This is a genomic window from Aliivibrio fischeri ATCC 7744 = JCM 18803 = DSM 507 (assembly GCF_023983475.1).
Classification (GTDB): Bacteria; Pseudomonadota; Gammaproteobacteria; order Enterobacterales; family Vibrionaceae; genus Aliivibrio; species Aliivibrio fischeri.
In genome coordinates this window covers 2,243,363-2,257,650 of record NZ_CP092712.1, presented here as the reverse complement: position 1 = coordinate 2,257,650, position 14,288 = coordinate 2,243,363, and the positions used below count along the sequence as shown (strand labels likewise).

The 14,288-nt window shown below is 39.6% G+C and carries 14 protein-coding genes; 13 read left to right on the top strand and 1 reads right to left on the bottom strand.

Annotated features, from left to right (window positions below; genetic code table 11):
• Positions 1–8: 8 nt before the first annotated feature.
• Positions 9–836, bottom strand: a complete 828-nt coding sequence (gene map, locus AVFI_RS10435; protein WP_005420560.1) for a type I methionyl aminopeptidase — start codon at positions 834–836, stop codon at positions 9–11.
• A gap of 359 nt (positions 837–1,195) precedes the next feature.
• Here map and rpsB point away from each other — a divergent pair, with 359 nt between their 5' ends.
• The 13 genes from rpsB (at position 1,196) to lpxA (ending at position 14,236) form a co-directional block, all read left to right on the top strand.
• Entirely contained in the window at positions 1,196–1,924 is a 729-nt protein-coding gene (gene rpsB / locus AVFI_RS10430) for a 30S ribosomal protein S2 (RefSeq protein ID WP_005420558.1), read from the top strand.
• A gap of 133 nt (positions 1,925–2,057) precedes the next feature.
• On the top strand, positions 2,058–2,903 hold the full coding sequence (gene tsf / locus AVFI_RS10425) for a translation elongation factor Ts (RefSeq protein WP_005420557.1): 846 nt from the start codon (positions 2,058–2,060) through the stop codon (positions 2,901–2,903).
• A 152-nt stretch (positions 2,904–3,055) separates the two neighbouring features.
• Positions 3,056–3,787: a UMP kinase gene (gene pyrH, locus AVFI_RS10420; RefSeq protein ID WP_005420555.1), complete on the top strand. Its 732-nt coding sequence runs from the start codon at positions 3,056–3,058 to the stop codon at positions 3,785–3,787.
• Positions 3,788–3,822: 35 nt separating this feature from the next.
• Entirely contained in the window at positions 3,823–4,380 is a 558-nt protein-coding gene (gene frr / locus AVFI_RS10415; protein WP_005420553.1) for a ribosome recycling factor, read from the top strand.
• Between the two features lie 133 nt (positions 4,381–4,513).
• Entirely contained in the window at positions 4,514–5,275 is a 762-nt protein-coding gene (locus AVFI_RS10410) for an isoprenyl transferase (RefSeq protein WP_370539781.1), read from the top strand.
• A gap of 3 nt (positions 5,276–5,278) precedes the next feature.
• Positions 5,279–6,118 (top strand): phosphatidate cytidylyltransferase, encoded by an 840-nt coding sequence (locus AVFI_RS10405; RefSeq protein ID WP_188863564.1) that lies wholly within the window; start codon positions 5,279–5,281, stop codon positions 6,116–6,118.
• A 106-nt stretch (positions 6,119–6,224) separates the two neighbouring features.
• Positions 6,225–7,427: a 1-deoxy-D-xylulose-5-phosphate reductoisomerase gene (ispC, locus tag AVFI_RS10400; RefSeq protein WP_054775626.1), complete on the top strand. Its 1,203-nt coding sequence runs from the start codon at positions 6,225–6,227 to the stop codon at positions 7,425–7,427.
• 2 nt (positions 7,428–7,429) lie between these two features.
• Positions 7,430–8,788, top strand: a complete 1,359-nt coding sequence (gene rseP, locus AVFI_RS10395) for a sigma E protease regulator RseP (protein WP_188863563.1) — start codon at positions 7,430–7,432, stop codon at positions 8,786–8,788.
• 29 nt (positions 8,789–8,817) lie between these two features.
• Positions 8,818–11,247 (top strand): outer membrane protein assembly factor BamA, encoded by a 2,430-nt coding sequence (bamA, locus tag AVFI_RS10390; protein ID WP_012534273.1) that lies wholly within the window; start codon positions 8,818–8,820, stop codon positions 11,245–11,247.
• Between the two features lie 74 nt (positions 11,248–11,321).
• Positions 11,322–11,837, top strand: coding sequence for an OmpH family outer membrane protein (locus tag AVFI_RS10385; protein ID WP_011262427.1), 516 nt, complete (start codon positions 11,322–11,324; stop codon positions 11,835–11,837).
• Between the two features lie 8 nt (positions 11,838–11,845).
• On the top strand, positions 11,846–12,865 hold the full coding sequence (lpxD, locus tag AVFI_RS10380) for a UDP-3-O-(3-hydroxymyristoyl)glucosamine N-acyltransferase (RefSeq protein ID WP_054775628.1): 1,020 nt from the start codon (positions 11,846–11,848) through the stop codon (positions 12,863–12,865).
• A 127-nt stretch (positions 12,866–12,992) separates the two neighbouring features.
• Positions 12,993–13,445, top strand: coding sequence for a 3-hydroxyacyl-ACP dehydratase FabZ (gene fabZ, locus AVFI_RS10375; protein ID WP_005420541.1), 453 nt, complete (start codon positions 12,993–12,995; stop codon positions 13,443–13,445).
• Positions 13,446–13,447: 2 nt separating this feature from the next.
• Positions 13,448–14,236: an acyl-ACP--UDP-N-acetylglucosamine O-acyltransferase gene (gene lpxA, locus AVFI_RS10370; protein WP_005420540.1), complete on the top strand. Its 789-nt coding sequence runs from the start codon at positions 13,448–13,450 to the stop codon at positions 14,234–14,236.
• Positions 14,237–14,288 lie beyond the last annotated feature (52 nt).

The window sequence follows — 14,288 nt, the reverse complement described above, 5'->3', positions numbered from 1 at the left end:
CGATTTTGTTATTTGTTATTCATGTGGCGAGGAATGGTTTCTTCAGCACGTAACGTTAACACTTCACAACCGGTTTCGGTTACTAAAATAGTGTGTTCCCATTGAGCGGTATTTTTTCCGTCGCCTGTGTATACCGTCCAACCATCGTTGTCGTCTTGAAGACAGCCGAATTTACCTAAGTTGATCATTGGCTCAATAGTAAATGTCATGCCTGCTTTTAATACAGTACGATCGCTGTTTTTGTAATGAACAACTTGTGGTTCTTCATGGAATTCAGAACCAATACCATGCCCACAGTAATCACGTACGATAGAACATTTTGGTGTTGTACCTTTGATGTATTTTTGAATGGCAGTACCAATTTCACCCAGTTTTACACCTGGTTTCACTTTACGCATACCAACATATAAGCTCTCTTGTGCAATTAGACACAGACGCTTATCTGTAGGGCTTACATCACCAACTAAGAACATCTTAGAAGTATCACCGTGGTAACCGTCTTTGATTACTGTGATATCAATATTAAGGATGTCACCATCTTTTAATACTGCAGGTTTTACAAAACCATTGTATTGCTCATCTTGTGATGCAGGAATGCCATGACAAACAATGTGGTTAATTGATGTACAGATAGATTTAGGGAAACCATGGTAATTTAATGGAGCAGGGATTGCGCCTTGAACTTCAGTAATGTGCTTATGGCAAATTTGATCAAGTTCTTCTGTTGTTACCCCTGCTTTCACATAAGGTTCAATCATTTCAAGTACTTCAGCGGCTAATTGGCCGGCTACGCGCATTTTTTCAATTTCTGCAGCGTTTTTAATCTTTACTGACATGGGCTTTTCTCTATCTAAAATTAAATCGTATTAAACGATAATGTCTCTAAGTTTACCTAGGCAGCTTGTATCTTTCAATTATAAGGTGATGGGAATACCTAGATCAGTAAAATGATCCCTTAAAAATGAGTTATAAGAGAAAAATAGTGGATTTTAACAGCGTTTTTATGGTATAAAGCGCGCCGGATTGATGAACAATTTGTTGTTCTCAATACCAACTATACTTTTATTTTAAATCACACACATACCGACACGCAGTCCGGGGTGCTCATTTTTTTGATTGTTTAATCTTAAATTAGAGTCGGATTATCAGCGGGGTATGTGGAGGCTTAACCCCATTTAACAGAGGAATTCTCAAAATGGCAACTGTATCAATGCGCGATATGCTTAAAGCTGGTGTTCACTTCGGTCACCAAACTCGTTACTGGAACCCAAAAATGAAGCCATTCATCTTTGGTGCTCGTAACAAAGTTCATATCATCAACCTAGAGCAAACTGTACCAATGTTTAACGAAGCTTTAGCAGAACTTGCTAAAATCGGTAGCAAAAAAGGTAAAGTACTTTTCGTTGGTACTAAGCGCGCTGCATCTGAAGCTGTTAAAGAAGCTGCAATCAACAGCGACCAGTTCTACGTGAACAACCGTTGGTTAGGTGGCATGCTTACTAACTACAAAACTGTTCGTCAATCTATCAAGCGTCTAAAAGACTTCGAAGTTCAATCTCAAGACGGTACTTTTGAGAAACTAACTAAGAAAGAAGCGCTAATGCGTACACGTGATATGGAAAAACTAGAGAAATCTCTAGGCGGTATCAAAAACATGAACGGTCTTCCAGACGCGTTATTTGTTATCGATGCTGATCACGAACACATCGCTATTAAAGAAGCAAACAACCTAGGTATCCCAGTATTTGCTGTTGTTGATACTAACTCAAACCCAGACGGTGTTGACTACATTATCCCAGGTAACGATGACGCAATCCGCGCTATCCAACTTTACCTGAACGCTGCTGCTGACGCTGTTAAGTCTGGTCGTAACCAAGACGTTGCAGCTGTAGCTGAAAAAGACGGTTTCGTAGAAGCTGAATAATATTTTTTCGATTCGTCGAAATTATTATTTGCTCCTAGTGAGTCTTTTCGTTTCGTAGTAAACTGAAATAGTTAGCAGGGGCCCAATTTGGCCCCTGATTTTTAACTCCACCAATTAAATTGAGGAATTGAGAATGGCAACTGTAACTGCTGCTCTTGTAAAAGAACTTCGTGAGCGCACTGGCGCTGGCATGATGGAATGTAAAAAAGCGCTAGTTGAAGCGAACGCTGATATCGAACTAGCGATCGAAAACATGCGTAAATCTGGCGCTGCTAAAGCTGCTAAAAAAGCAGGTAACGTTGCTGCTGAAGGCGCAATCATCATCAAAGAAGAAAACGGCGTTGCTGCTCTTCTTGAAGTTAACTGTCAAACTGATTTCGTTGCTAAAGATGCTAACTTCACAGCATTCGCTGCAGAAGTTGCTGCTGCAGCTGTTGCTTCTCAAGCGACTGTTGAAGAACTTCAAGCACAATTCGAAGAAACTCGTGTTGCTCTAGTAGCTAAAATCGGTGAAAACATCAACATCCGTCGCGTACAATACGTTGCTGGTTCTGCACTAGCTTCTTACCGTCACGGCGAGAAAATCGGTGTTGTTGTAGCTGGTGAAGGCGATGCTGAAACTCTTAAGCACATCGCTATGCACGTTGCTGCTTCTAAGCCTGAGTACGTTAACCCATCTGACGTACCTGCTGACGTAGTAGAAAAAGAAAAAGCGGTTCAAGTTGAAATCGCTATGAACGAAGGCAAACCTCAAGAAATCGCTGAGAAAATGGTTATCGGCCGTATGAAGAAATTCACGGGCGAAGTTTCTCTAACAGGTCAAGCTTTCATCATGGAACCTAAGAAAACTGTTGCTGAAATTCTTAAAGAGAAAGGCGCTTCAGTATCTAACTTCGTACGTCTAGAAGTTGGTGAAGGTATCGAGAAAGCTGCAGAAATGAGCTTTGCTGATGAAGTAGCTGCAGTACAAAAAGGTTAATCCCTTCTGTATTGTAACTGAAAGAGACCGTGGCTATGCTGCGGTCTTTTTGTGAATAGCTGTTACCTTTTACTATTGAATTATTAATAGAAAATAATCCAGTACTAAATGGTGACCGTTATTTTGACAACTCTAGTGAAAAGGTAAAATCCATGACGACGAACCCGAAACCAGTATATCAGCGTATTCTATTAAAACTTAGTGGTGAAGCACTTCAAGGCGAAGAGGGTTTTGGTATTGACCCGGCAACGCTTGATCGTATGGCTCAAGAAGTAAAAGAGCTGATCGAGCTTGGTGTTCAAGTTGGTGTTGTTATCGGTGGTGGTAACCTTTTCCGTGGTGCAGGTCTTGCAGAAGCAGGCATGAACCGTGTAGTAGGTGATCACATGGGTATGCTAGCGACAGTAATGAATGGCTTAGCGATGCGTGATGCACTACACCGTGCATACGTAAATGCTCGAGTAATGTCAGCTATCCCTCTTAAAGGTGTATGTGACGATTACAACTGGGCTGATGCTATCGCTCAATTACGTCAAGGCCGTGTGGTTATTTTCTCAGCTGGTACAGGTAACCCATTCTTCACAACAGATTCTGCTGCATGTCTACGTGGTATTGAAATTGAAGCTGATGTTGTTTTAAAAGCAACAAAAGTAGATGGTGTATTTACTGCTGATCCAGTATCTAACCCTGATGCAGAATTGTATGATAAACTGTCTTACAACAGCGTTCTTGAAAAAGAATTAAAAGTGATGGACTTAGCAGCGTTTACTCTTGCTCGTGACCACAACATGCCTATTCGTGTATTTAACATGAACAAGCCTGGTGCATTACGTCGTGTAGTTATGGGTGAAACTGAAGGCACACTGATCAGCAACGCTGAATAATTCTCCTACGAATCAAAAATAATCAAGGTGATCTTGTGATTAACGAAATTAAAAAAGATGCGCAAGAGCGTATGGAAAAAAGTGTTGAAGCACTGAAAAACAACCTGTTAAAAGTTCGTACAGGTCGTGCTCACCCAAGTCTTCTATCTGGTATTTCAGTTGAATACTACGGTGCAAAAACACCTCTAAATCAAGTTGCTAACGTTGTAGCTGAAGATTCTCGTACTCTTGCAATTACGGTTTTCGATAAAGAACTTGCTGGTCTTGTTGAAAAAGCAATCATGATGTCAGATCTTGGTCTAAACCCAATGTCAGCGGGTACAGTAATCCGTGTACCACTTCCACCGCTAACAGAAGAGCGTCGTAAAGACCTAGTTAAGATTGTTCGTGGCGAAGCTGAAAATGGCCGTGTAGCTGTTCGTAATATCCGTCGTGATGCTAATGGTGATGTGAAAGCACTTCTTAAAGAGAAAGAGATTTCTGAAGATGATGATCGCCGTGCACAAGATGAGATTCAAAAGCTTACAGATGCTGCAGTTAAGAGTATTGATGAAGTACTTGCAGTAAAAGAAAAAGAGTTAATGGAAGTATAATTGCTTTCATACTCATTGTTCTCACTGATCTTTTCATTAAATTAATGATATGATGTCGGCGACGAACACCATAAGAAGCGCTGGGTGGAGACATCAGCGCTTTTATTTTTAAGGGAGTTATATGACCAGTCAAATTAATAACGAGTTTTTATCATTAGAAGTATTACCTAAGCATATTGCGGTAATTATGGATGGTAATGGACGCTGGGCTAAGGCTCAGGGAAAACCTCGTGTATTTGGTCATAAAGCAGGTGTTGATGCGGTAAGAAAAACCATTTCAGCAGCCAGCAAGCTTGGGATCAATGCCATAACACTTTTTGCTTTTAGTAGTGAGAATTGGCGTCGACCTGAAGAAGAAGTAAGTGTTCTAATGGAGTTGTTTATCACGGTGCTTTCTCGTGAAGTAAAACGTCTTCATAAAAATAATATTCAATTGCGTATAATTGGTGAAACTTCTCAGTTTAGTTCTCGCCTTCAGAAGAAAATTGTTGAAGCGGAAACATTAACTTCTGAAAATACAGGGTTAGTACTAAACGTTGCTGCAAACTATGGCGGCAAATGGGATATTACACAAGCAGTACGTCGCCTCGCATATCAAGTGGAACGAGGCAATTTACAGGCAGATGATATTGATGAAAGTCTTATCGCATCTAAACTGACGATGTCAGATTTGCCTGAAGTGGATTTGATGATTAGAACGAGCGGTGAATGTCGTATCAGCAATTTTATGCTGTGGCAAATGGCTTATGCTGAGTTCTATTTCACTGACCAATATTGGCCTGATTTTAATGAACAAAGCTTAGCTGATGCTGTTGCTTGGTTTGTTAGTCGAGAAAGACGATTTGGTTGTACAGGTGAACAAATCCAAGCTCTAATGAACGAAAAGGATCAATAAAGTTTGAAACAGCGTATTATTACTGCTCTTATTTTGGCGCCCCTTGTTATTGCAGGGATCTTCATGTTGCCAATGCAAGGGTTCTTAATTGCTATCACAGCAATTACATTGGTTGGATTCTGGGAGTGGACTCAGTTTACAGAATCAAAATCTCGCTATTTAGCTATTATCCCTTCTGTTGCTGTCTTAGCAGCGTCTTTGTTTTTTCTTCCAACATCAACGTTAGAACTGACAATACCTAGTAATGAACACCAAATAATATTATTAGTTGGTTTTACATGGTGGTTAATTGTATCGGGGTTAGTACTCACTTTCCCAAACAGTAAAAAATTATGGTATAGCAACTTACCTTTAAAGCATATTTTCGGTTGGCTAACTATGATTCCTTTCCTATGGAGTATTTTATTACTTCGTGCTGATCACTATATGCTAGATAGCTATTATGGCGCTAAACTTGTATTGCTTGTTTGTTTATTAGTATGGGCAGCAGATAGCGGTGCTTATTTTGCTGGTAAGTCATTTGGTAAGCGCAAAATGTCACCTGCAGTTAGCCCAAATAAAACCATTGAGGGTCTTATTGGTGGTGTGATTACCGCAATCATTATTGGTTGGGGGGCAGCAAGTGCATTCAATATTCAATTTGAAAGTACATCGTCAATGTTAGGTATTTTTATTGCAACAATTATCATCTCTGTTTTAGGTGACTTAGTAGAAAGCATGTTTAAGCGAGCATCAGGAATAAAAGACAGTGGCACGATTATTCCAGGTCATGGCGGTATTTTAGATCGCATTGATAGCTTAACAGCGGCTTTTCCTGTTTTTGCTTTTTTATATTTCTTCTAGCTGATATTAGGTATTTGACGACAAATACCATATCCATTTTTAAGTTATGCGGTAGATAGGATTATCTGCCGTTTTTCTATCTTTAAACCACCATGGTCATTTCATTATGCGCAAGTTAACCATTTTAGGAGCGACAGGCTCTATTGGTAGTAGCACACTATCAGTCGCAAAACAAAATTCCGATCAATTTGAAATTGTTGCATTAGGCGCTGGCACTAATGTCGATAAAATGTTGGAGCTATGCCTTGAATGGAAACCAAAATACGTCGCAATGGCAACTCAACCAGCGGCAGATGCGTTAAAAGAGCTATTATCAGCTCATGCGATTAATGCTGAAGTATTCTCTGGTGAAGATGGCTTATGTCATATTGCGCAACTTGACGAAGTTGATACTGTGATGGCTGCAATTGTAGGAGCAGCAGGGCTTCTACCAACCATGTCGGCCGTTAAAGCTGGTAAACGTATTTTGCTTGCTAATAAAGAAGCTTTGGTCATGTCTGGGCAGCTATTTATTGATGCGGTTGAAAAGTATGGCGCTGAATTGTTGCCAGTAGATAGCGAGCATAACGCTATCTTTCAATGTTTACCGCAATCAATTCAAACCAATTTAGGTCGTTGCGATTTAGAGGAACACGGTGTTAGTTCTATTTTATTAACTGGTTCTGGTGGCCCTTTTCGTTATACCGATGTGTCAGAGCTTGAAGCCGTAACGCCTGAAATGGCAATTGCGCACCCTAATTGGTCTATGGGGCCAAAGATCTCTGTCGATTCAGCAACGATGATGAACAAAGGCCTTGAGTATATTGAAGCTCGTTGGTTATTCAATGCGAGTAAAGAGCAATTAAAGGTTGTTATTCATCCACAATCAGTAATTCATTCAATGGTCCAATATAAAGACGGTTCTGTGTTGGCACAAATGGGATTGCCAGATATGAGAACACCCATTGCGTGTACTATGTCTTACCCAAAAAGAGTCAATGCAGGTGTTGAACCTTTAGATTTTACTAAGGTTGGAGAGTTTACGTTTATCGCTCCTGACTTTTCTCGCTACCCTTGTTTGAAACTAGCCATTGATGCGTGTTATTTAGGTCAACATGCAACTACGGGGCTAAATGCTGCGAACGAGCAAGCTGTTGCTGCCTTTTTAGCCAATAAAATAAAATTTACGGATATCGCTCGAATTAATGAGGCTGTTTTGCATAAAGTATGTGCAAACTTCCAAAACCTTGAGCTAGATAGCTTGGAAAGCCTGATTGACCTAGATAGAATGGCGCGTCGTTATGCCGATGAGGCAATTAATAAGGTTTAATTATGTCAGAACTTCTATGGAATTTAGCATCATTCATTATTGCACTGGGTATTCTTGTTGCAGTACATGAATTTGGCCACTTCTGGGTAGCGCGCCGTTGTGGTGTTATTGTTGAGAAATTTTCAATTGGTTTTGGCAAATCTCTTTGGAGCAAAAAAGGCAAAGACGCCACTGAATATAACATTTCGATGATCCCACTTGGTGGATACGTAAAAATGTTAGATGAGCGTGTTGATGATGTTCCAGAAGAGCAAAAAGAAAGAGCGTTTAATAATCGTCCATTATGGCAGCGCAGTGCTATTGTTGCTGCTGGACCAATAGCGAATTTCCTGTTTGCTGTATTTGCATGCTGGCTTGCTTTTATGATCGGCGTAACCGCATTGAAACCAGTTGTAGGTCAAGTTGAAGATGGCTCTATTTTTTCTAAAGCAGGAATTACAGCTGGTGTTGAACTAAAAGCCATTTCAGGAATCCAAACATCCGATTGGGAAGCCGTAAGCATGGCGATAGTGTCACACATTGGTGATGACTCTATGACGGTGACTTATAGTGATGAAAATAATATTGGTGTTGAAGTAACGAAGCGTTTGGATTTATCCCAATGGAATTTTGACCCAGAGAAAGATTCGCCACTATTATCGTTAGGCTTTTTTCCTTATCGTCCAGCTTTAACTCTTGATGTTGCAAATGTTAGTAGTAACAGTGCAGCTGAAAAATCGGGTTTATTAGTTGGTGACCGTTTGGTTTCAGTTAATGGTAATGCATTAACGAAATGGCAAGAAATGGTTGATGTTATACAAGGTAATCCGAGCAAAGCGGTTGATTTGGTTATTTCTCGTGAAGGTCAAACTGTTGATTTGGTATTAATACCAGATAGCAAAGAGATTGCAGATGGCAAAGTTATCGGATTTGCAGGTGTTTCTCCTCTATATCAAGAATGGCCAGAAGGCTACCGTTATGAAAAACAGTATGGCCCAATTGTTGCGTTTGAAAAAGCGTTAGCAAAAACTGGCGATATTATTGATTTAACCCTCACCATGACAAAGAAACTCTTTACTGGTGATGTTGCACTGAATAACTTAAGTGGTCCCATCTCTATTGCAAAAGGGGCTGGTACGACTGCTGAATATGGTTTAGTCTCATTTTTAGGATTTTTAGCGTTAATCAGTGTTAACTTAGGCATTATTAACTTATTACCTCTTCCTGTATTGGATGGCGGGCATTTACTCTTCTTTGCTATTGAAGGGATTACGCGTAAGCCAGTATCGGAACGAGTTCAAGAAATTGGTTATAAAGTAGGAACAGCAATGATTATGTCATTGATGGCGATAGCTTTATTTAACGACTTTATGCGCCTTTAAGTAGTAGCAAGGGAATTATTAGACGTATTATGGCGATGAAAAAATTGTTGATTGCCTCACTGCTGTTTGGCAGTGTTGCAGCGCACAGTGCAGAAACATTTGTTATTGATGACATACGCTTTGAGGGATTACAGCGTGTTGCATTAGGTGCTGCACTACTTAAAACACCTGTTCGTGTTGGTGATACGATGAGCCAACAAGATGTAGCTCAGGTTATTCAGGCTCTTTTTGCATCTGGCAACTTTGAAGACGTAAAAGTGTTCCGTGATGGTAATGCATTACTTATTAAGGTAACTGAACGCCCAACGATTGCAAATATCTCTTTCTCTGGTAACAAAGCGATCAAAGAAGAGCAGATGCAGCAAAATCTAGAGGCTTCTTCTATTCGAGTTGGTGAAGCGCTAGATAGAACAACCTTAAGTAATATTGAAAAAGGGTTAGAAGATTTCTATTACAGCGTAGGTAAATACAACGCGACGGTTCATGCAGTTGTAACGCCACTTCCTCGTAATCGTGCAGATCTTAAATTCGTGTTCACCGAAGGTGTATCGGCAAAGATCCAACAAATTAACTTTATTGGAAATGAAGTTTTTACTGATGAGCAACTATTAAGCCGTTTTAACTTAAATGTTGATGTTGCTTGGTGGAACTTCTTAGCTGATGAAAAATATCAAAAACAAGTGCTTGCTGGTGATATCGAAGCATTACGTTCATATTATCTTGATCGCGGTTATCTAAAATTTCAAGTTGACTCAACCCAAGTGTCTATTTCACCTGACAAAAAAGGTGTGTATATCGCTTTAACGATTGATGAAGGCGAACCTTACACTGTAAGCGGTGTTAAATTCCAAGGTGAATTAATTGGGAAAGAAGAAGAGTTTAAAAAACTGATCCCGTTTGAAAATGGTGAAGTTTACAACGGTTCTGCGGTAACGAGTTTAGAAGAAAACATAAAGCGTATTTTAGGGGAAGCGGGTTACGCTTATCCTCAAGTTCGTACCATGCCTGAATTTGATGATGAAAACCAAACGGTATCATTAATCATCAATGTTGAAGCAGGTAATCGTATGTACGTTCGTGATATTCGATTTGTTGGTAATACATCGACAAAAGATGAAGTATTACGTCGTGAAATGCGTCAAATGGAAGGGGCTTGGTTAAACTCTAAGTCAATTGAAACAGGTAAAAACCGTCTAAATCGTTTGGGCTTCTTTGAAACTGTTGATGTTCAAACTGTTCGTGTTCCTGGCTCTGATGATGAAGTGGATCTGGTTTATTCTGTAAAAGAAGCGAACTCCGGTAGTGTTAACTTTGGTGTCGGTTATGGTACGGAGTCAGGCATAAGTTTCCAAGTAGGTTTACAACAAGATAACTTTATTGGTTCAGGTAATCGTGTTGGTATTAATGCGATGATGAACGATTATCAAAAGAACATCAGTTTAGACTACCGTGATCCATACTGGAACCTTGATGGTGTCAGTCTTGGCGGTAAGATCTTCTATAATGAGTTTGAAGCATCAGATGCAGGTATTGTTGACTACACCAACCAAAGTTATGGCGGTAGTTTAACTTGGGGTTTCCCATTTGATGAATTGAACTATTTTGAAATTGGTGTGGGTTATACGCACAATAAAATTTCAAACTTAGAAGGTTATGTACAGATTGAACAGTATCTACAATCTGTAGGCGATGCATATGATAGTGGTGATCAAACCTTAATCGTTAGTGATTTTGATGTCACCTTGTCGTGGACACGTAATAACTTGAATAAAGGGTATTTCCCAACTGCGGGTAACTACCAACGTGCGTCGTATAAAATTACAACGCCAAATTCTGATTCACAGTTCTTTAAAGCACAATATGAAGTTCGACAGTACTTCCCATTAACTAAGAAGCATGAGTTTGCTTTATTAATGCGTGGTAAGGCGGGTTATGGTAATGGTTATGGTCAAACTGATGGTAATGATAACCTGTATCCATTCTATGAAAACTTCTATGCGGGTGGCTTCACTACGCTACGTGGTTTTGGTTCAAACTCTGCGGGTCCAAAAGCAGTATATGCGCAAGGCTCAAATGGTGGTATAGGTAACAATACTTCGTATGCGGCAACAGATGACTCTGTTGGTGGTAACGCAACAGCATTAGCAAGTATTGAATTAATCGTTCCAACACCGTTTGCAAGTGAAGAGACTCGAAATCAAATTCGAACCAGCGTTTTCTTTGATATGGCAAGTGTTTGGGATACTGAATTTGATTATAAAGAACCTAAGCCGGGAATGGATGGCAAACAGTACTACTATGATTACTCTGACCCATCAAACTTCCGTTCATCGTATGGTGCTGCCGTACAATGGATGTCACCAATGGGACCATTAGTATTCTCAATTGCGAAACCAGTGAAAATTTATGAAGGTGATGATGAAGAATTCTTCAGTTTCACCATTGGTCGAACTTTCTAAGCATTGATAGCTCTAATAGAAAAGTGTTAATGTAAACTGTATTGGTTTATATACGATAATAGTTAAGTAAGGATATGATTTTGAAAAAATTAGTGAAAGTAGCCGCTTTAGGCGCAGTTCTGGTAAGTGGTTCTTTTTTTGCTAATGCAGCAGAAGCAGCAACCAAAGTTGGTTATGTAAACATGGCTCAAATTGTTCAGCAAATGCCACAACGTGAAGCTATTTCAGAAAAGCTTCGTGCTGAATTTAAAGATCGTATTGATGAGTTACGTGGTTTAGAATCAAAAATTAAAGATAAAGTTGAAACTATCAAACGCGATGGTGAGTTATTAGGTGCATCAGGTAAAACGAAGCTTGAGCGTGAAATCGCTTCACTTCAGTCTGATTACAAACTAAAAGCACAAGCTTTAGATGAAGATAACCGTCGTCGTCAAGGTGAAGAGCGTCAAAAGTTAATTATGCAAGTGCAACAAACTGTAGAGAAAGTAGCAAATAAAGAAGGCTACGATATGGTTGTTGACGCTGCAACATTGCTTTGGGCTAAACCAGAAGACAACCTATCAGAAAAAGTTATTAAAGCAATTAAATAAGGTTGAATATGTCTCGTATTACGCTTGCTGAATTGGCAGAAAAATTAGATGCAACAGTTCATGGTGATGGCACTGTTGTGGTTCACTCAATCGCTTCGATGAGCAAGGCAAAGGAAGGGGATATTACTTTCCTTTCTGATGCTAAGTATCGTAAACATTTAGTTGAGTGCCAAGCTTCTGCTGTTATTGTTAAAGAAGCAGATGTGGAATTCTGTCAATCTAACGCTCTAATAATGCGAGACCCATATTTAGGCTTTGCACTAGCAGCACAAGCATTGGACACAACACCTGCTCCTGCTAGTGATATTGCACCTTCTGCTTATATTGCTGATGATGCAATTATTGGTGAAGGTGTTGCTATTGGTCATAATGCGGTTATTGAATCAAAAGCGGTTATTGCTGGTGGTGCAATGATTGGTGCTGGTTGTTTTATCGGTAAAGAAGCAAAAATCGGTAAAAATACTAAATTATGGGCAAATGTATCTGTTTATCACCGCGTTGAAATTGGTGAAGCTTGCCTTGTTCAATCTGGTACAGTTATTGGTTCTGACGGTTTTGGCTATGCGAATGACCGAGGTACTTGGGTTAAGATCCCACAGTTAGGTTCTGTAATTATTGGCGATAATGTTGAGATTGGTGCAAATACGACGATTGATCGTGGTGCTATTGATGACACCGTTATTGAAAGCAATGTTATCATCGATAACCAAATTCAAATTGCGCATAACGTACAAATCGGATCTGGTTCAGCAATGGCTGGTGGTACTATAGTTGCAGGCAGTACTAAAATTGGTAAGCACTGTATTATCGGCGGTGGCTCTGTAATTAATGGTCATATCGAAATTACGGATGGGGTAACCATCACAGGTATGGGCATGGTAATGCGAGCGATTGATGAGAAAGGTATGTACTCATCAGGCATTCCACTGCAAACCAATAAAGAATGGCGTAAAACAGCGGCTCGTGTTCATAAGATTGATGAAATGAACAAGCGATTAAAAGCAGTTGAAAAAAAGTTAGTCGATTAATATTAACTTTACTACATTCTAATAAATAAGTATTGGTCTGCATTTTGCAGACCTTTTTCTATCTATTATTACTCTATTTGAGCTACACTATTGCTCAGATACGATATTGTTTTACAGGAATACTATTTTGACTCGTGAAAATAAAACATTAAATATTACTGAAATCCAAGAGTTACTACCTCATCGTTACCCATTTCTATTGGTTGACCGAGTAACTGATTTCGAAGAAGAGAAATACTTACACGCGATCAAGAATGTGTCTGTAAATGAACCTCAATTTACAGGTCACTTCCCACAAATGCCTATTTTCCCTGGCGTATTAATTCTTGAAGCAATGGCTCAAGCAACAGGCTTATTGGCATTTAAATCATTCGGTGCTCCTGCTGAGAATGAACTGTACTACTTTGCAAGTATCGATAAAGCAAAATTCCGTAAACCAGTAGTACCAGGTGATCAACTGGTTCTTGAAGTTGAATTTATTAAAGATCGTCGTGGTATCGCACTATTTAATGGCGTAGCTAAAGTAGATGGCGAAGTTGTATGTTCTGCTGAGCTTAAGTGTGCAAGACGAGAGTTTTAATTATGATTCATGAAACTGCTAAGATTCACCCATCAGCTGTTATTGAAGGCAACGTAACGATTGAAGCTAATGTATCTGTTGGTCCATTTACTTACATTTCTGGTAATGTAACGATTGGCGAAGGTACGGAAGTGATGTCACACGTTGTTATCAAAGGTGATACAACGATTGGTAAAGATAACCGTATTTTTGCTTTTGCAATTATCGGCGAAGAAAGCCAAGACAAGAAATATGGTGGCGAAGCAACAACGGTTGTTATCGGTGACCGTAATGTGATTCGTGAAAGTGTACAAATCCACCGTGGTACTGTTCAAGATCGTGGTGTAACTACAGTAGGTAGTGATAACTTACTTTGCGTTAATGTACATATTGCACATGATTGTGTTGTTGGTGACAACATCATTATGGGTAACAACGCGACACTAGCGGGTCATGTAACGGTAGAAGACTTTGCTATTGTTTCTGCATTGTCACCTGTGCATCAGTTCTGTACGGTTGGTGCTCACAGCTTCATTGGCGGTGCTTCAGTTGTTGTTCAAGATGTACCACCATTTGTGATGGCACAAGGTAACCACTGTAAACCGTTTGGTATTAATATCGAAGGCCTAAAACGTCGTGGTTTTGAAAAAGCTGAAATCCATGCAATTCGTCGTGCTTATAAAGCACTTTACCGTAACGGTAATACGCTAGAAGAAGCAAAAGTTGAAATAAACAAAGAAATCGAAGCGTTTCCAGTTCTTCAAGGCTTCTTAGATTTGTTTGAGAAATCAACGCGCGGTATTATTCGTTAATAACGGCATTAAAAACAGTTAAAGTATATAAGGCCTATTCATGTAGGCCTTT